At 33.6% G+C, this 19,319-nt stretch carries 20 protein-coding genes; 18 read left to right on the top strand and 2 right to left on the bottom strand.

Going from position 1 to position 19,319, the window contains the following annotated elements; genetic code table 11:
- The first annotated feature begins 142 nt into the window (after positions 1-142).
- From ACW5R3_RS04320 to ACW5R3_RS04270, 11 genes are all read left to right on the top strand, one after another.
- Positions 143-568 carry a DUF1573 domain-containing protein gene (locus ACW5R3_RS04320; RefSeq protein ID WP_456578401.1) on the top strand — a complete coding sequence of 142 codons (426 nt, stop codon included), beginning with the start codon at positions 143-145 and terminating at the stop codon, positions 566-568.
- Positions 569-834: 266 nt separating this feature from the next.
- Complete coding sequence (locus ACW5R3_RS04315; protein WP_456578400.1) at positions 835-2,025, top strand: pyridoxal phosphate-dependent aminotransferase; 1,191 nt, start codon at positions 835-837, stop codon at positions 2,023-2,025.
- Entirely contained in the window at positions 2,025-3,038 is a 1,014-nt protein-coding gene (gene murB, locus ACW5R3_RS04310) for a UDP-N-acetylmuramate dehydrogenase (RefSeq protein WP_456578399.1), read from the top strand. The genes ACW5R3_RS04315 and murB overlap by 1 nt, the downstream gene beginning before the upstream one ends.
- 69 nt (positions 3,039-3,107) lie before the next feature.
- The gene (locus tag ACW5R3_RS04305) at positions 3,108-3,653 is read left to right on the top strand and encodes an RNA polymerase sigma factor (protein WP_456578398.1); all 546 of its coding nucleotides are present in this window, start codon (positions 3,108-3,110) and stop codon (positions 3,651-3,653) included.
- Positions 3,650-4,462, top strand: a complete 813-nt coding sequence (locus ACW5R3_RS04300) for an anti-sigma factor domain-containing protein (protein ID WP_456578397.1) — start codon at positions 3,650-3,652, stop codon at positions 4,460-4,462. Before ACW5R3_RS04305 ends, ACW5R3_RS04300 begins: the two co-directional genes overlap by 4 nt.
- Positions 4,463-4,555: 93 nt before the next feature.
- On the top strand, positions 4,556-4,759 hold the full coding sequence (locus ACW5R3_RS04295) for a membrane or secreted protein (RefSeq protein WP_456578396.1): 204 nt from the start codon (positions 4,556-4,558) through the stop codon (positions 4,757-4,759).
- Between the two features lie 5 nt (positions 4,760-4,764).
- A complete protein-coding gene (locus tag ACW5R3_RS04290; RefSeq protein WP_456578395.1) occupies positions 4,765-5,877 on the top strand; it encodes a glycosyltransferase in 1,113 nt (370 codons plus the stop codon).
- Positions 5,868-6,422 carry an RNA polymerase sigma factor gene (locus ACW5R3_RS04285; protein ID WP_456578394.1) on the top strand — a complete coding sequence of 185 codons (555 nt, stop codon included), beginning with the start codon at positions 5,868-5,870 and terminating at the stop codon, positions 6,420-6,422. The genes ACW5R3_RS04290 and ACW5R3_RS04285 overlap by 10 nt, the downstream gene beginning before the upstream one ends.
- An 86-nt stretch (positions 6,423-6,508) precedes the next feature.
- Positions 6,509-7,387 (top strand): lipoyl synthase, encoded by an 879-nt coding sequence (lipA, locus tag ACW5R3_RS04280; protein WP_456578393.1) that lies wholly within the window; start codon positions 6,509-6,511, stop codon positions 7,385-7,387.
- Positions 7,387-8,385, top strand: a complete 999-nt coding sequence (gene gap, locus ACW5R3_RS04275; RefSeq protein ID WP_456578392.1) for a type I glyceraldehyde-3-phosphate dehydrogenase — start codon at positions 7,387-7,389, stop codon at positions 8,383-8,385. The genes lipA and gap overlap by 1 nt, the downstream gene beginning before the upstream one ends.
- A gap of 47 nt (positions 8,386-8,432) precedes the next feature.
- Entirely contained in the window at positions 8,433-10,661 is a 2,229-nt protein-coding gene (locus ACW5R3_RS04270; RefSeq protein ID WP_456578391.1) for an ATP-binding protein, read from the top strand.
- Between the two features lies 1 nt (position 10,662).
- Here the strand turns inward: ACW5R3_RS04270 and lpxK are convergent, their stop codons facing one another.
- On the bottom strand, positions 10,663-11,673 hold the full coding sequence (lpxK, locus tag ACW5R3_RS04265) for a tetraacyldisaccharide 4'-kinase (protein ID WP_456578390.1): 1,011 nt from the start codon (positions 11,671-11,673) through the stop codon (positions 10,663-10,665).
- 47 nt (positions 11,674-11,720) lie between these two features.
- On the opposite strand from lpxK, the gene ACW5R3_RS04260 reads away from it, so the two are divergent.
- The 3 genes from ACW5R3_RS04260 to msrA all read left to right on the top strand — a co-directional run bounded on the left by ACW5R3_RS04260 (position 11,721) and on the right by msrA (position 14,397).
- Positions 11,721-12,836: a Nif3-like dinuclear metal center hexameric protein gene (locus tag ACW5R3_RS04260; protein ID WP_456578389.1), complete on the top strand. Its 1,116-nt coding sequence runs from the start codon at positions 11,721-11,723 to the stop codon at positions 12,834-12,836.
- A 3-nt stretch (positions 12,837-12,839) separates the two neighbouring features.
- A complete protein-coding gene (locus ACW5R3_RS04255; RefSeq protein WP_456578388.1) occupies positions 12,840-13,619 on the top strand; it encodes a zinc ribbon domain-containing protein in 780 nt (259 codons plus the stop codon).
- 121 nt (positions 13,620-13,740) lie between these two features.
- A complete protein-coding gene (msrA, locus tag ACW5R3_RS04250; RefSeq protein ID WP_456578387.1) occupies positions 13,741-14,397 on the top strand; it encodes a peptide-methionine (S)-S-oxide reductase MsrA in 657 nt (218 codons plus the stop codon).
- An 18-nt stretch (positions 14,398-14,415) separates the two neighbouring features.
- Here msrA and ACW5R3_RS04245 read toward each other — a convergent pair whose 3' ends face one another.
- Positions 14,416-15,216, bottom strand: a complete 801-nt coding sequence (locus tag ACW5R3_RS04245) for a class I SAM-dependent methyltransferase (protein WP_456578386.1) — start codon at positions 15,214-15,216, stop codon at positions 14,416-14,418.
- Between the two features lie 60 nt (positions 15,217-15,276).
- On the opposite strand from ACW5R3_RS04245, the gene ACW5R3_RS04240 reads away from it, so the two are divergent.
- The 4 genes from ACW5R3_RS04240 (at position 15,277) to ACW5R3_RS04225 (ending at position 19,318) form a co-directional block, all read left to right on the top strand.
- Complete coding sequence (locus tag ACW5R3_RS04240; protein ID WP_456578385.1) at positions 15,277-15,957, top strand: hypothetical protein; 681 nt, start codon at positions 15,277-15,279, stop codon at positions 15,955-15,957.
- A 173-nt stretch (positions 15,958-16,130) separates the two neighbouring features.
- A complete protein-coding gene (gene kynU / locus ACW5R3_RS04235; RefSeq protein WP_456578384.1) occupies positions 16,131-17,399 on the top strand; it encodes a kynureninase in 1,269 nt (422 codons plus the stop codon).
- Between the two features lie 50 nt (positions 17,400-17,449).
- Positions 17,450-18,865, top strand: a complete 1,416-nt coding sequence (locus ACW5R3_RS04230; protein WP_456578383.1) for an FAD-dependent oxidoreductase — start codon at positions 17,450-17,452, stop codon at positions 18,863-18,865.
- Positions 18,866-18,880: 15 nt separating this feature from the next.
- On the top strand, positions 18,881-19,318 hold the full coding sequence (locus ACW5R3_RS04225; RefSeq protein WP_456578382.1) for a RidA family protein: 438 nt from the start codon (positions 18,881-18,883) through the stop codon (positions 19,316-19,318).
- Position 19,319: the final 1 nt, after the last annotated feature.

Genomic DNA, 19,319 nt, shown 5'->3' with positions numbered 1-19,319 from the left:
ATTTCTTTTTTCAGTAAAATTTAAAACCGTATAATACCGAACAAAATAAGTTTAACATTTTTATAACGGAGTATTAGCGTGATTAAGTTTGCTTAATGCTGAAAAAGTGAGTAAGTTTACAATCTTATTAAACATATAAATTATGAAAAATTTTATTACTTTATTGTTTGTTGGGCTTATTGGTTTTGCCGCTAATGCTCAAGAAAAAGTAGCGAAAATCGAATTTAAAGAAACTACAATTGACTATGGTGTTATTGAAAAAGGCGCTGATGGTGTTCGTGTTTTTGAATTTACAAACACGGGCGATGCTCCTTTAATTATTTCTAACGTAAAGTCTAGCTGTGGCTGTACAGTTCCTAAGAAACCAGAAGGACCAATTGCTCCTGGTAAAACGGGTGAAATTTCAGTAAAATACGATACGAATCGTGTAAATCCTATTCGTAAAACTATTACGGTATTATCAAATGCTGAGACACCAACAGTAGCACTTAAAATTAAAGGTGAAGTTATCGACCCTAGCAAAACAAGTGTTTTAGAAAAGAAAAACAAAAGTGTAATGAGTCAATAATAACTCAAAACAAATTACATTAAAAAAAACAGCCTTGATTTCTCAAGGCTGTTTTTTTTTTAGCCAAACCCCTAGTATCTTTCACATGCATATTTAGTATAATTCTTTACATACTATTACATGAAATACAGCATTTTACACAAAACTAAGAGCTGGACACTTTCTTAAAATAAGTTATTATTTATGTTAAAAATACATTTACAATAAGCTTTAGCAAATAAATCAATATAATTTTCAGAACTTTGGCTTTTTAATACAATAAGCTCATGCCAAAAATATCTCAAAAAGGTGCATTAATGCCACAATCACCTATTCGAAAACTTGTTCCTTTTGCTGAAGAAGCCTATAAACAAGGAAAAACGGTTTACCATCTAAACATTGGTCAACCCGATATTAAAACACCAGAAATTGCACTGGATGCTGTTAAAATTAATTCATTAGAAATTTTAGCATACACTAGATCGGAAGGTTCTGATGAATACAGAGCCAAGATTGCTAATTATTATAGTAAACATGATATTCAAATAAACAAAGAAGACATTGTTGTAACAACTGGCGGTAGTGAAGCGCTTATGTTTGCCTTTGGTAGCATTATGGATGTTGATGACGAAGTGATAATTCCCGAGCCATTTTATGCCAATTACAACGGGTTTTCAACGGCTTCTGGCGTGAATATTGTTCCTGTTATTTCTAAAATAGAAGATAATTTTGCTTTACCTCCTATTGAAGAGTTTGAGAAACTAATCACACCTAAAACAAAGGCTATATTAATTTGTAACCCAGGAAACCCAACAGGTTACCTTTATACAAAAGAAGAAATTCAACAATTAGCCCAGATTGTTATCAAACATGATTTGTTTTTAATTGCCGATGAGGTATATCGTGAATTTACTTATGACGGAATTAAGCATTACTCTATAATGCAGGAAGATAACTTAAAAGATCATGCTATCATGATTGATTCAGTTTCTAAACGTTATAGTATGTGTGGTGCACGAATAGGTTCCTTAGTTACAAAAAACAAAGAAGTTAACAGTACTGTTTTAAAATTTGCTCAAGCACGCTTAAGCCCACCTACATTAGCACAAATTGCTAGTGAAGCAGCATTACAAACACCACAGAGTTATTTTGAAGAAGTTAAATCAGAATACGTATCGCGTCGTGATGTGTTAATTGCAGAACTAGAAAAAATAGACAATGTTAAAGTTGCTAAACCAAAAGGCGCATTTTACTGCATCGTTGAACTACCTATTAAAAATGCCGATGCTTTTGCTCAATGGTTATTACAGAACTTCGACATAGATGGCGAAACGATAATGGTTGCTCCTGCCGCAGGGTTCTACTCAACACCTGGTGTTGGCCTGAACCAAATTCGTATTGCATACGTACTTCATAAAGAAAGCTTAGTTAAAGCTGTGAACATTTTAAAAGAAGCCCTTAAAGTTTACAAAGACTAGTGCAAGTTTTAAATAACATATCATTAAAATCATACAACACCTTTGGTATAGATGCTACAGCAAGACATTTTGTGTCGGTAAAATCTGTTTCTGAACTACAAAAGGTGTTGGATTTACCTAATTATCCTAAAAAATTTATTTTAGGAGGTGGTAGCAACATGTTATTAACTAAAGATATTGATGCTTTAGTAATTCATGTTAATATTAAAGGAATCACCATACTTTCTGAAACAGAAAACACGGTTACCATCCAAGCTAATGCTGGTGAAAACTGGCATGATTTTATACTATGGTGTCTAGATCATAATTTTGGAGGTTTGGAAAACCTATCTCTAATTCCTGGAAATGTAGGTACAGCACCCATACAAAATATAGGTGCTTATGGTGTAGAGTTAAAAGATTGTTTTTTATCCTGTGAAGCTATAGAAATCACTTCAGGAAAGCTAAAAACTTTTAATAAATCTACTTGTAATTTTGGCTATAGAAATTCTATTTTCAAACAAGAAATAAAAGGTCAGTTTGTTATTTGCAACGTTACTTTTAAGCTTACTAAAACAAACCATAGCCTTCATATGAATTATGGAGCAATTTCAGATAAACTAAAAGAAATGACTATTAGTACCCCTACTATCAAAGACATTTCGGATGCTGTTATAGCTATTAGAAAAAGTAAATTACCAGACCCTAAAGAGATAGGAAATAGTGGTAGCTTTTTTAAAAATCCTATTGTTACTACTGAAACTTATAAACATTTAAAAAATCAATTTAGCGACATACCGGGCTATATAATTTCGGATACAGAAGTAAAAATACCTGCAGGTTGGTTAATTGAAAAAACTGGTTTTAAAGGGAAACGCATCAATAATTACGGCGTTCATAAAAATCAAGCGTTGGTACTTGTTAACTATGATGATGCCACAGGAAAAGAAATACTTGAATTTTCGAAGCTCATTCAAAAAACAGTAAAACAAATATTTGATATAGATATTGAAGCAGAAGTAAATATCCTTTAATTAAATTAGAATTATTTAACTTTAACCTTTCTATTTCATATTATAAATTAACGTCAACCAAAATATATTTTGAGCACACCCATAGAAGAAGAAATAGTTGACTTACTAGGTAAAGGTGATAAAAAAGCCATTTCATTACTATATGAAAACTATGGCGACGCCCTATTTGGTGTAATATCAAAAGTGCTTAAAGACCCCAACTTAGCACAAGACGCGCTACAGGAAACTTTTATTAAAGTTTGGAAAAAAGCTAAAACTTACGATTCTAAAAAAGCCAAGCTCTTTACATGGTTATATAGAATTGCCTATAACACAGCTATTGACAAAGTCCGTTCTTACAATAATAAAACCAACAAAGAAATCCAAATAGACGCTTCAGACGTATATACTTTAACAGGCGATAGTTTAAACCAAGATGTTCTAGATATTCAAAAACATTTAGGTGCTATTGATGAGAAATATCAAATAGTAATAAAAGCCCTTTTCTTTGAGGGAATGACACAACAAGAAGCTAGTAATGAATTAAACATCCCACTAGGCACTATAAAATCGAGATTAAAAATTGGATTGCGTGAATTAAAGAAAATTTATGCACCAGAAATTAAAACGTCATGAATGATAAAATAACTACATTTTTAAATTCTGACCTATTAGAAAAATATCTTTTAGGCCAAACGACAGTGGAAGAAACAGAAAAGGTAGAGAACTACATTTCTGAATATCCAGAAGTAGCAAATGCATATAACGATTTGCAAACCAAATTAGAATTGGTAGCACAAACCCAAAGTATTACAGCACCAGAATTTGTACTCAATAATATTCTAGACACTATTGAAACAGAAGAGTCCGAAGTAGAAACACCTGTAATTCCTATTACAAATACGAAGTCTAGAAAAAAATGGGTGCAACTTAGCATTGCAGCAAGTTTGGCCGCTATACTTTTTGCTGGGTCCTCGTATATTTTTTACACACAAAACCAGTTGTTAAAAATTGAAAACCAAAAAATAGCTGATGAAATTTATGATCGTTTAGATGATTTAGATGAAAAAAACAGACGTTTAGATGAAATTATGCGTCAGATTAATCAGTTAAACAATCCTGAAACAGAAAAATATATCATCAACGGTAATAACCGAGCTAAAAACTTAAAAACGGTTGCATACATAAACCCAAAAGAAAAAACGTCTATGATAGATGTGGTTTCATTACCACAACTTCCAGAAGAACAATGTTATCAAATTTGGGCTGAACTAGAAGACAAAATGATAAACCTTGGCATCTTAAATGAAACCGATAGGCAATTAAAAGCCATTCCTTATACTGAAGATGCTCTAGCTTTAAGCATTACAATTGAACAAAAAAAAGGAAGCAAATTAAGTGCTACTAAAGAAAATGCTGTAGCCGAAATTACATTAAACAAATAAACATAGTAAAAACAAAAAATAAGCCCGCGGTTTTCTTTTAAACTCGCGGGCTTTTTGTTTCCAAAATTCTGTATCTTTGCAAAAACAAATTTTATGAAACTCTTTTTAATAACATTAGCCTTATTAGGAATAGCCGTTGCTGGAATAGCCATTAAAATATGGGCAAAAAAAGACGGGAAATTTGCAGGGACTTGTGCAAGTCAAAACCCTATGATTAATACCGAGGGGGAATCCTGTGGTTTTTGTGGCAAAACACCCGATCAATTTGATAGTTGTAACGAACCTCAACACTCATAATATTAATGCTCATATTAGACATTCTCTACTATACTTTTATTATAGTAGCATGTTTTCAGGTCGCCTATTACTTTATTTTTTTTAGTCAATTTGCCTTTCAAAAAGAAACAACTTACGTTTCTAAAAACAGTCCAGTATCTGTAATAATTTGCGCAAAAAACGAAGCTGAAAATCTAACAAACTTTTTACCGTCCGTTCTGGCTCAAAACTACCCAAACTTTGAGGTTGTTCTAATTAATGATGCCTCCTATGATGATTCACTTGAAATCATGGAGTCTTTTGCTGAAAAACACAGCAACATCAAAATTGTTAATGTAAAAAACAATGAAGCATTTTGGGCAAACAAAAAATATGCTCTAACTCTAGGTATCAAAGCTGCCAAGCATAACCACCTTTTATTTACCGATGCTGATTGCGAACCTATTTCAAATAATTGGATAACAGAAATGAGTGCCCATTTTAATGAACAAAAAACAATTGTTTTAGGTTACGGGGGGTACAAAAAAATTAAAAATTCGTTTTTAAATAAACTTATCCGCTTTGAAACTTTATATGCGGCCATGCAATACTTATCCTTTGCAAAAATGGGCATACCATATATGGGAGTTGGCAGGAATTTAGGCTATACTAAAACTGAATTTTTCAAAGCAAGTGGTTTTATGAAACACATGCACATCAGGTCTGGTGATGATGATTTGTTTATAAATGAAGTTGCTACTGCTGCCAACACTAACATATGCGTTTCAAAAGATAGCTTTACCATATCTAATCCAAAAAAAACGTTTAAAGAATGGGTTACTCAAAAAAAACGCCATATCACTACTGCTCAGCACTACAAGCCTAAACATAAAATGTTACTTGCTTCATTTTATAGCACACAACTCCTATTTTGGATAACTGGAATTACACTCCTAAGCTTTTCTTATTTTTGGGAAATCATACTTGCATTCTTATTACTACGATTTATTTGTCAGTATATAATTATTTGGTTTACCGCAAAAAAACTCAACGAACAAGACTTGATTCCCTTCCTTCCGTTCTTAGAGTTCTTTTTAGTTGTTTTTCAATTTATTATATTTATCTTAAACCTCGTTTCAAAACCTAAACATTGGAAATAAAACAAGCCATAGAGCGCGCCAAAACCAACGACCAAAAAGCTTTTAATTTATTGTTAGATACTTTTTGGGACTATGTATATGGCTTTCAATTAAAACGCGTGCAAAATGAAAACGATGCTGAAGATATCACCATACAAACATTTTCAAAAGCTTTCGATAAAATAGATAGTTATAACCATGACTACAGCTTTAAAACATGGCTTATAACTATTTCAAAAAACATCCATATAGATTTAGTACGGAAACAAAAAAAAACCATCTCACAAAACCTATCACAAAATAGCGAGGTAAATTACAATGATATTTTGGATGATTCACCTTCGGCTGAAGACGAATTAATAACCGAACAAAATCTTGCTAAATTGCTTCGTGACATCAAAAAATTAAAACCACATTATCAAAAAGTCATCAATTTAAGGTACTTTCAAGAGTTGAGCTATAAAGAGATCTCTTTAGAAATTGATGAACCCATCAATAATGTTAAGGTTAAATTACTTCGTGCTAAAAAATTACTAGCTGAAATTATCCAAAACCAAAGAAGTTAAATCCCCGTTTTCCTTTCTGCTACTTTCAGACATTCGGCGGGTATTTCCGATTATACTTTGTATCTTTGCTCCGGAAATTTTAGTCTATGAAAACAGAAACCACTACAAGTGTTTTACCAGAAAGACAAGCCAAACCAAAATGGCTACGTGTTAAGTTACCTACTGGTAAAAAATATACTGAATTACGAACCTTAGTAGATAAATACAGTTTAAATACAATTTGCGCTTCTGGAAGCTGTCCAAATATGGGCGAATGCTGGGGAGAAGGTACGGCTACATTTATGATTCTTGGTAATGTTTGCACACGTTCCTGTGGATTTTGTGGTGTTAAAACAGGAAGACCTGAAACGGTAGACTGGGATGAACCTGAAAAAGTTGCCCGTTCAATAAAACTTATGAAAATCAAACACGCCGTATTAACAAGTGTGGATCGTGATGATTTAAAGGATATGGGAAGTATCATGTGGGCAGAAACCGTAAAAGCGGTTAGACGCATGAACCCTGAAACAACATTAGAAACATTAATTCCAGATTTTCAAGGTGTAGAACAACATATAGATCGCATTATCGATGTGGCACCAGAAGTTGTTTCTCATAACATTGAAACTGTTCGTCGTTTAACGCGTGAGGTTCGAATTCAAGCTAAATACGACCGTAGTTTAGGTGTGTTGAATTACTTAAAAAACCAAGGGCAACGCCGTACAAAGTCTGGTATCATGCTTGGATTAGGTGAGGAACGTGAAGAAGTTATTGAAACTTTACATGACTTAAAAGAAAACCAAGTGGATGTTGTTACAATTGGTCAGTATTTACAACCAAGTAAAAAACACCTTCCAGTTAAAGCATTTATAACACCAGATCAGTTTGAAGAATACAAAGAAATAGGCCTTAACTTAGGGTTCAGACATGTAGAAAGTAGTGCATTAGTACGATCTTCTTACAAGGCTCAAAAACACATAAATTAATGATTCGGATTGGAATTAATGGCTTTGGTAGAATTGGCAGACGTGTTTTTAGACTCCTGCAAAACCACCCGGAACTTGAAGTTGTTGCTATTAATGATTTAGCAGATGCTAAAACGTTAAGTCATTTATTAAAATACGATAGTATTCATGGTATTTTCCCTGAAACTATATCTCATAACGATAACGCAATATTAGTAAACGAAAAAGAAATAACACTTACCCATTATAATCATCCCAAAAGCATTAATTGGAAGGACGTAGAAGTGGATTATGTTATTGAAGCTACCGGAAAATTTAAAACAAGTGAATTACTTCAACACCATATAAACAATGGTGCTGAACGCGTTATTTTAAGTGTTCCTCCAGAAGACGACAATATTAAAACTATTGTACTAGGTATTAATGAATCTAGTATAGATGGTTCCGAGTGTATTATTTCAAACGCTTCATGTACCACCAATAACGCTGCTCCAATGATGGACGTTATTAATAAGCTATGTGGCATAAAACAAGCTTACATTACCACTGTTCATTCCTATACAACCGACCAAAGTTTACACGATCAACCACATCGCGATTTACGTCGTGCTCGTGCAGCTGGCCAATCTATTGTACCTACTACTACTGGTGCAGCAAAGGCGTTAACACGTATTTTCCCTAATTTATCTGACGTTATTGGAGGTTGTGGTATTCGAGTACCAGTAGCTAATGGATCTTTAACAGACATTACGTTTAATGTTGAGAAAACGGTTAGTATTGAAACTGTAAATAATGCTTTTAAAGAAGCATCGGAAGGGTACCTTAAAAACGTACTTGCCTATACCGAAGACCCTATTGTTTCAATTGACATTGTAGGCAATCCATATTCTTGTGTTTTCGATTCAGATATGACTTCTGTAATTGGGAATATGGTAAAAATAATAGGCTGGTATGACAATGAAACCGCGTATTCACAAAGAATAATTGATTTAATCAGCTTTTTATCTAGGAAATTATAACTTTTCTAACACAAATAATTATATTTGTTTACAATAGTTATCCTTGAATGTCCCACATATACAAATACATAAGTATTCTTTTAATGCTGTTTAGCTGGTCTGTATCAGCACAAAATGAAGTTTATGATGATGAGGAAACCATCCAAATCAACATTGATTACAAATTAAACCAGGCCCAGCAAGATATTGAAAATAGTGATTTTTTTGAAGCTCAAAAAAAATTAGAAGAAGCCCTTGTTCTTTCTGAACAAATAAATAGAAAAAAGATTATTGGTATTATTTATGCTAAACTAGGGAAACTGCAATATATTCTTGAGGAACCAGACAATGCTTTAATTAACTTATTTAAAGCTAACGAGATTCAGCGAATTATTAAAGACAATGTAAATAGAGCCGAAACCTATAAAATAATCGGTAATGTTTATGATAGTAAAAAAGACTACACACAAGCTTTAGACTACTATGTTTCTGCAAATAAACTTTTTGCTGAAGAGGATTTAAAGGACTTTGTAGCTGAAGTACTCCTAAACGAAGGTAAAACACTAATAAAAGTTAAAAGCTACACTAAGGCCAATAGGGAACTCGAAAAATCTATCAGTTTAGCTAGACGCCACGATTTACTTAAAATAGAAAGTAGCGCACTAATACACAAAGGCTTAGCCCTATCTAAATTAGATAAAGACGCTGAAGGTTTAAACTATATTAATAAAGGTATTGAAATTGCAAAAACTAATAACTTTGATACAGTTTTAAGCAACGGTTATTTAATACTAAGCAACATTCAAGAACAACAAGGAAATTATGAAGCTGCAACGCAGTATTTAAAAAAACACATGCACTTGTCAGATTCCTTGCTTCAGGTTAAGCGTGCTAACTTATCACCTGAAAAACGCGTTAAAATACTATTAAACAATCAAACGGAGTTTCAAAAAGAACAAGCAGCAAACCTGGAAGAAAAGATTAAGGAAAACAACTTAAGCAAACTAACAACTATTTTAAGTATTGCCTTAATTACCATCTTATCATTACTAACGCTATCTTTATATAAAAATAATAATATTCGTTTAAAAACGAACAACATGCTTCACATTAAAAACAGTGAACTTATTGTTGCTATGGAGAAAGCCGAATTAGCATCTAAAACAAAAGCTAATTTCTTATCTACCGTTACACATGAACTACGAACACCACTGTATGCCGTAACCGGATTAACCAATATGCTTTTAGATGAAAATCCAAAACCAGAACAGGTTCCGCATTTAAAATCATTAAAATTTTCAGGAGAATACCTTCTAACCTTCATTAACGATATTCTTCAAATTAATAAAATTGAAGCAAACAAAGTAGATATTGAACCTGAGAATTTCAACCTTAAAAAGAAGATGTCTAATATTATTGCGGCCCTTAATAATTCAGCCGGCAATAACAATACAAAGCTACATCTTGTTTATGGCGATGATATACCAGAAACTTTTAATGCCGATCAATTAAAGATATCACAAATCCTTATTAACCTGATTGGAAACTCGGTTAAATTCACCAAAGACGGCGACATTTGGATTCGTGCCAGCAAACTAAAACAAAACGGCGACAACTATATTGTACGTTTTGAAGTTGAAGATAATGGTATTGGTATTAGTAAAGAAAAACAAGAACGCCTTTTTGAAAGTTTCTCTCAAGGGTCTATTCAAATCAACAGAAAATACGGCGGTACAGGCTTAGGACTTTCAATTGTTAAAGGTTTAATAGACATTTTAAAAGGAACCATTTACCTGAAGAGTGAATTAAATAAAGGCTCTAATTTTATTTTTGAAATCCCCATGAAATACGCAGCACCTGTTGTTAAACCAAAACCATTAGAATACTTTAACGATATTGAAGATATCGTTTTAGAAAACATTAAAATACTTATTGTTGAGGACAATAAAATCAACCAAATGATTACCAAAAAAATCCTTAGCAAAATGAAACTTAGCTGTGATATTGTTGACAATGGTGAAGATGCCGTTGAAAGAGCGCAGCATGAAAATTACGATGTTATTTTAATGGATATCCATATGCCAGGCATTAGTGGCTTAGAAGCAACTAAATTAATTAGAGCGTTTAATAAAGATATAACCATATTTGCTTTAACTGCTGTAACTATCGAAGATAAGATGCAAGAATTTGATGAAGCAGGCTTTACTGATATTATATCAAAACCTTTCAAACAAGAAGACTTCGAGAAAAAATTATTTGAAGCTTTAATTAATAATCCGCAAACCGATATCTCTTAAATTATTTAGCCGACTCGATATATTTAAGCACACGCTTTTCAAAAAAATCTGCAGAATCTAAAGCAGCCTTTATAGGCAAGTAAAATAATTTAGATTGTAAAGAGTCAAAGGTTTTTAATCGCATGAAATCTTTTTCCGTAGTAATCAATAAGTCTTTTTCAGACAACAAAGCTATATCTGCATCTGAAAACACATGATGATCTGGGTAGTTTAGGTGGTCAAATTCTAGTTTTTCATCTTTCAAATAACTCACTAAAGGATCTGCATTAGCTATACCGGTCACTAAAGTAAAAGCAGGTAATTCTTTTACAAGCATTTCCGACTGATGCGCGTATACCGTTTCTGAATACTTAATAGAACTAAAAAAAACATCCTGATTTTTCTGTGGTTTTAATTTAGCCAATACAGCAGCTTTATCAGTATTCGTTAATGCTACCGGACACTTCGTAACAATTATAACCTGAGCACGTTTAGCTCCTTGTTTAGGTTCGCGCAAATTACCAGTAGGTAAAACCCAATCATCAGAATATAAAGCATCGTAAGTCGTCAATAAAATATTAAATCCCGCTGTAACCTTGCGGTGCTGAAAAGCATCATCTAACAAAATAACATCAGGCTTGTTCGGTAACTTCAATAAATTAGAAATACCATTCTGCCTATCAGAATCCACAGATACTTGAACGGTGTCTTTAAATTTAGTATAAAACTGAAACGGCTCATCGCCTAATGTTAAAGCTGAATCTTGATCTCCAGCTAATCTAAAACCTGATGTTTCCCGTTTATACCCTCTACTTAAAGTTGCTACCGCACACCTATCTTCTAGCATTCTAATTAAAAATTCTATCATAGGCGATTTTCCGGTACCACCAGTACTCAAATTACCTACACATATAATAGGGTGCTCATAGATTTTACTTTTAAAAACGCCCCAATCGTAAAATAAATTACGACACCAGGTTATTAAATAATAAATAGGAACAATGGGAACTAATATTTTTCGCAGAAGCTTCATAACAACGAAAGTAATTATTTTATCTTTGAACATAAACATAAATACAAATGATTGTTCAAGACGTTATACATTTTTTAGAAGATTTTGCGCCAAGTAACTATGCCGAAAGCTTTGACAATGTTGGTTTACTGGTAGGTAATAACAAAACAGAAGTCTCAGGTATCTTAGTATCGTTAGATACAACTGAAGCTGTTATCGATGAAGCTATAGAAACCAATTGCAACCTTATTGTTAGCTTCCACCCCATTGTTTTTAAAGGTCTGAAAAAAATAACAGGTAAAACATATGTTGAACGTGTTGTTATAAAAGCCATACAAAATAACATTGCCATTTTTGCTATTCATACTGCATTAGACAATGCGTTTCACGGTGTTAACAATATGATTTGCGAAAAGCTAAAACTCAACAATCGTCAAATATTAATACCTCAACGTGAAACCATAAAAAAACTTACAACTTACGCTCCACAAGCAGAAGCAGAAAGCATCCGTAAAGCTCTTTTTGAAGCAGGAGCTGGTAGCATTGGCAATTATTCCAATTGTAGTTTTAACATACAAGGCACCGGTACATTTATGGCTGGTGAGAATGCAAATCCAACACTAGGAGAAAAACACAAAGAACATTCAGAAGCTGAGACTCAAATAACTGTAACCTTTCCAAAACACCTAGAAGCCAAAATTTTAAAAACTCTATTCACAACGCACTCATACGAAGAAGTTGCTTACGAAATCATTAGCATTGAAAATACTAATCAACACATTGGTATGGGCATGATTGGAACTCTTGAAGAGCCAATGTCTGAAGCCACCTTTTTGAATTACTTAAAAACACAGATGCAAACCCCTGCAATCCGTCATTCCTCATTATTAGACAAACCGGTACAAAAAGTAGCTGTTTTAGGAGGATCAGGAAGTTTCGCTATAGCGAATGCAAAACAAGCTGGTGCTGATATATTTATAACCGCCGATTTAAAATATCACGACTTTTTTCAAGCTGAAAACCGTATAATACTCGCAGATATTGGTCATTATGAAAGCGAACAGTTCACAAAAAACCTTTTAGTAGCATTTCTTACGAAAAAAATTACTAATTTTGCACCTGCCTTACCATTAGGTAGGCTAATTTTATCAAAGACCAATACAAATCCAGTTAAGTATTATTAGAGTATGGCAAAAAAGAAAGAAGCAACTGTAGAAGAGCGTTTAAGAGCCTTGTTTGATTTACAACTTGTAGATTCGCGCATCGATGAAATCAGAAATGTTCGTGGAGAACTTCCTTTAGAAGTACGCGATTTAGAAGATGAAGTTGCTGGACTAAACACAAGACTTGAAAAGCACGAAGACAGCTTAGATGTTATAAAAAATGATATCAGTTCCAAAAAGAACTTGATTGAAGAAGCTAAGGCGCTTATTAAGAAATACAACGAGCAACAAAAAAATGTTCGTAACAATAGAGAATTTAACTCTATCTCTAAAGAAATTGAATTTCAAGAATTAGAAATTCAATTAGCTGAGAAAAACATCAATGAGTATAAAGCTCAAATTGAACAGAAAAAAGAAGTGATTGCTCAAACGAAAGATCGCTTAAAAGAACGTCAAACTCACTTGAAGCATAAAAAAGGAGAACTTGATGCGATCCTTGCTGAAACTGAAAAAGAAGAAGAAGCGTTAATTAAAAAATCGGATGATTTCAAAAAATCTATCGATGAGCGTTTAGTAGCTGCTTATACTCGAATTAGAACAAATGTAAAAAACGGATTAGCTGTTGTACCAATTGAAAGAGGTGCTTCTGGAGGATCTTTCTTTACCATTCCACCACAAGTTCAAATGGAAATTGCTTCACGCAAAAAAATCATTACAGATGAGCACAGTGGTCGTATTTTAGTTGATGCAGCATTAGCTGAAGAAGAACGTGAAAAAATGGCAAAACTTTTTACTAAGTTATAAGTCAAAATCATATAGTTAAAAAAAAGCCTTCAAGAAATTGAAGGCTTTTTTTTTAATATAACTTTAAGATTTTAAGTTAAAGGAAACAACTTACCTTACGACTAAGACCTAAAACAAAACCATGAATAAGTTATTTTACTTTCTAGCAATAACCTTATTATTTAGCTGCAATAACAACGCTCAAGTCAATCTCAAACAACAGGACGTAATTAATGCAGAACCTGTAGAAGTAGCCATGAAGAATGGCAATGCTAAAGCATATTTTGCTAGTGGTTGTTTTTGGTGTGTAGAAGCTGTTTACGAAAGTGTGAAAGGTGTAAACGAAGCTATTTCCGGATACGCTGGAGGCCATACTAAAAACCCTACATACGAAGCTAGCAACACTGGTAGAACGGGACACGCAGAAGCGGTAGAAGTTATTTACAACCCAAAAATTGTTAGTTTTGAAACTTTATTAGATGTTTATTTTGCCTCACAAAATCCAACGCAGGTTAACGGACAAGGTCCTGATAAAGGCTCCCAGTATCGTTCTATAATTTTTTACCAAAACGACGAACAAAAAAAACAAATCTTAAATAAAATCAAGAGTCTAGAAAACTCTTTAAATATTACAGTTGCAGCCGAAGTGTATCCGTTTCAAAAATTTTGGAAAGCAGAAGAGTACCATCAAAACTACGAACGTCTGCACCCCGAAAACCCTTATATTCAAAATGTTTCACTACCTAGGCTAAATCGTTTTAAACGTCAGATGCCTGAAGTTCTAAAAACAAACCATTAAATAATTTAACATCTACGCTTAAAGTTTAGTTGCTTTAAGCGTAAAGATTAGAGGATATAACTTTTCTTCTAATTCAAACATACCGTTTGATGCTGGTTTTAAATTTGGTAAAACATCATAAGGACTCTCATCAAATTCATTAAGGTAATCTATATGTAAACCCGCTTGAGTTAATGCATTAATCACCTCACTAAGTCCATGGTTCCATCCATATTCTTTACTGACTATTTTAGATTCTTGATTAGCATAAGTCCCTTCATATTCTTCATAAATAGGCGCATCTTGCATATAACCATATGTCATTTTTGGTGTTCCTCCTAGGTAATCAAACATCCATACAATAGGATGAAATTCGACCATAAAAAATGTCCCACCTTTTTTTAAACGCTCAGAAATCATAACACCCCAAGGTTTCAAGTCCGGCAACCAACCTATCACACCATAACTTGTATAAACAATATCAAATTGGCTCGTAATATGTTTAGATGTATCTAAAACATTGCAGCAAATAAATTCAGCATCTAAATTTAAATCAGTGTTTAATTTATTTGCCAACTTTATTCCTTCATCACTAATATCTACCCCTACACATTTTGCTCCTGCCCTACTCCAACTCAAAGTATCTTGTCCAAAATGACATTGTAAATGCAGTAACGTTTTACCTGAAACATCTCCTAAAGCATCTAACTCATAAGACATTAACGACGACTTCCCTTCTTTGAAAGCTTCCATATCATACAGACCACTTGTTGCATGCACAGAAACCTTTTGGTTCCAAGTAATTCTATTAGTTTCAAAATACTTTTCTTCTAACCCCATAGCTTCTTATTTATCTGCCTAATTTACTATAACTTTGCAAAATCCTAAAATTAACCAATAATGAAACAATACTTAATATTATTTAGTGTATTACTTTTTTTACAATCTTGTAAAAACGATAAAGAACAACCGGAACAAGTTGAAACCACAACCACCGAACTAAGCCTTACAACAGCGGAAAAAATTGCGAAAGCATACGGGGTTGATAACTGGGATGCTGTTAACGAAATTAAATTTAGCTTTAATGTAAAAAAAGACAGTAGTTTATTTTCACGCAATTGGACCTGGTCTCCAAAAACAAATAACGTTGCGCTATCTACCACAAATAACACCATACGTTATAATAGAAATACCATGGATAGTACATTTATAAATGCAGACAAAGCGTTTATAAATGATAAATTTTGGCTTTTGGCACCTTATAACCTAGTTTGGGACAAAGGTGTAACAACCTCTGAAACGGCCAATGTAAATGCACCTATAAGCAACAAAAAATTAAATAAAATCACTATATCATACCCCGAAGAAGGCGGTTACACACCTGGCGACGCTTACGATTTTTATTATAATGAAAAATACATGATAGAAGAATGGGTTTACAGAAAGGGAAACGCCCAGCAACCAACAATGCTTTCAACATGGGAAAACACTCAAGATTTTAATGGAATTAAAATTGCTTTAAGTCATAAAAAAACGGATGACAACTGGGAACTTTTCTTTAGTGATGTTTCAGTAAAATAATATAAAACATCCAAAACATGGATGACAATCGTATATAGTTTGTAAATATCCCGCAATTGCGTCTATATATATTCAAAAAGCGCTTCAATCAATGGTTGAAGCGCTTTTTCTTTTTCCTTTCATTCCTAAAATTATAATTCTTATTTTTGTGGGAAACCGAAAAACAATACACTTTGTCCAACTATAAAACAGGTCTTGAATTCGCTAAAGAACAAGACGCAAACGACCCTTTATCCAGCTACAGAGATCAATTTCACATTCCTAAAGATTCAGATGGCAATGACATGATTTATCTCTGTGGAAATTCTTTAGGATTACAGCCTAAAGCCACAAAAAACTACATTAACCAAGAACTTGATGATTGGGCTAATTTGGGTGTTGAAGGTCATACTGAAGCGAAAAACCCTTGGCTACCATACCACGAATTCTTAACTGAAAGCATGGCAAAAGTAGTTGGTGCAAAACCATTAGAAGTGGTCGTTATGAACACCTTAACAGCCAACTTACATTTTATGATGGTTTCATTTTACAAACCAACTGCGCAACGCTATAAAATTGTTATTGAAGCCGACGCATTCCCATCAGATAAATATGCCGTAGAATCGCAATTAAGACATCATGGATACGATGACAAAGAAGGATTAATTCTTTGGAAACCTCGTGAAGGTGAGGAATTATTACGTTATGAAGATTTAGAAGCTATTTTAAATACACATGGCGATGAAATAGCGCTTGTTATGATTGGTGGTGTTAATTATTATACTGGACAATTTTTCGACCTAAAGCGTATTACACAGTTAGGTCACAATCACGGTTGCATGGTAGGTTTTGATTGCGCACATGGAGCTGGAAATGTAGAGTTAAACCTTCATGACTCTGGTGCTGATTTTGCCGTATGGTGTACCTACAAATATTTAAATTCAGGCCCTGGAAGTTTAGGAGGGTGCTTTGTTCACGAACGCCATGCCAACGATAAAACTTTAAATCGTTTTACAGGTTGGTGGAGTCACAACAAAGAAACACGTTTTAGAATGCGTGACGAATTTGATGTTTTACCTGGTGCTGAAGGATGGCAATTAAGTAATCCACCAATATTATCAATGGCAGCAATTAAAGCTTCTTTAGATATTTTTGAAGAAGTAGGCATTAGTAAGTTAAACGAAAAATCACGCAATCTAACGGGGTATTTTGAATTCTTATTAAAGCAATTAGGTGAAGACACCATTCGAATTATTACTCCAGAAAACCTTGATGAACGCGGCTGCCAACTATCTATTCAGGTTAAAAATGCCGACAGAAAACTTCATGATAAGCTTACTGAAGCAGGTATAATTAGCGATTGGCGAGAACCAGACGTTATTCGTTGTGCACCAATTCCGCTATATAATTCCTATCAAGATATTTATACTATGGTAGAACGGTTAAAAGACATTTTAAAATAAAAAAGACCTATTTTCTTTAAAGTTTCAATAAGTTAAAGGCGACACATAAAATGAAAAACAAGCAACAAAACATCTTAATTATCGGCGCCGGACTTTGTGGCTCACTCCTAGCCTTACGTCTAGGCCAACGTGGCTACAATGTTACTGTTATGGAAATGCGTCCCGATTTACGAACAGTAGATATCAATGCTGGACGATCTATAAATTTAGCATTTTCAGACCGCGGGATTAAAGCCATGAATTTAGTAGGTATTCAAGACAAAATTGAACCGCTTTGTATTCCTATGAACGGACGCATGTTGCATGATATTGAGGGTAATACAACACTTGCTCCATACAGTGGTCGTGAACACGAATATATAAACTCTATTTCTAGAGGCCAACTAAATGCATTACTGTTAGATGAAGCTGAAAATCATGAAAATGTAAACATCTATTTCAACAGAAAATGTGAGTCGGTAGATTTTGAAAACACCACTGCTAAATTCACCAACTACCTCACAAAAGATACATTTATTGAAGATGCCGACGTTATCATTGCTACCGATGGAGCTGGATCTGCAATGCGGAAAAGTTATTACCTTGGTAAAAAGTTTTTATTTAGTTTTTCGCAAGATTATTTAAGTCATGGCTATAAAGAACTAAGTATTCTACCAGGTGAAAATGGTACTTATAAGACTTATAAAAATGCACTTCATATTTGGGGTCGCGAAGCCTTTATGCTAATTGCATTACCAAATTTAGATGGCAGTTTTACGGTAACACTATTTTTAAGCTACAATGAAGGCAGCTATAACTTCAATAATTTAACAACTAAAGAACGTGTTTTAGAATTTTTTACAAAATACTTTAAAGACGCCTTAGAGCTCATGCCTAACTTAGTTGATGATTTTTTCGAAAACCCAACAGCTCCTTTAGGCACTGTAAAATGTGCTCCATGGCATTATAAAGGTAACACTTTATTAATGGGCGATGCTGCACATGCTATTGTGCCATTTTATGGTCAAGGTATGAATGCTTCCTTTGAAGATGTTGTAGAATTCGACAAGGTATTAGATGCCAATCATTCAAATTGGGAAAGTGTCTTTAAGCATTATGAAGAATCCCGAAAAAAAGATACAGATGCCATTGCCGATTTAGCAATTGATAATTTCCATGAAATGAAAGGCCATGTAAATCATGCTAATTTCAGAGAAAAACGCAGTTTAGAAATGGCTTTCGAGAAAACGTTCCCTGAAGATTATTCATCAAAATACTCCTTGGTTACTTTCAACGAAAACATTAACTACAATGAAGCTATGCTAAGAGGTCGTGCACAAGACAAAGCTATTTTAAACTTACTAGCCGATGGTAAAATTAACAATATCGAGGGATTATCGGAAACTGAATTAAAAGCAACATTGGAACTCGTTAAAACAGAAACCGAGGCAATATTAGAAGACGATAGAATAGCAGGATTAAAATAAAATGGGAACCAACTTATGAGCAACGAAAAAGACATAAACTCAAATAACGAAGGAACAAAAGTAACTCCTAGAGGTGCTTACCCACATGTAAAACGTGTTGGCGATTTCATCTTTGTATCAGGAACAAGCTCCCGACGTCAAGACAATACCATTGCTGGTGTTGAAATTATAGACGAAATGGGCACTAAACGTTTAAATTCGGAAGTACAAACACGTGAGGTTTTAAAAAACATAGACCGAAATTTAAAAACCGTAGGCGCATCAATAAAAGATGTTGTAGATGTCACCTCGTTTTTAGTGAACATGAATGATTTTGCAGGCTATAACAAAGCATATGCTGAATTTTTTGAAAAAGAATCTGGCCCAACACGAACAACCGTAGCTGTACATCAATTACCTCATCCCGATTTGGTAGTTGAAATTAAAGTTATGGCGTATAAGAAAGCTGAATAAT

The sequence above is a fragment of the Algorimicrobium bowmanii genome, assembly GCF_054031195.1.
Note: the sequence above shows the minus strand (reverse complement) of the source record. Positions and strands in the feature narration are given on the sequence as shown.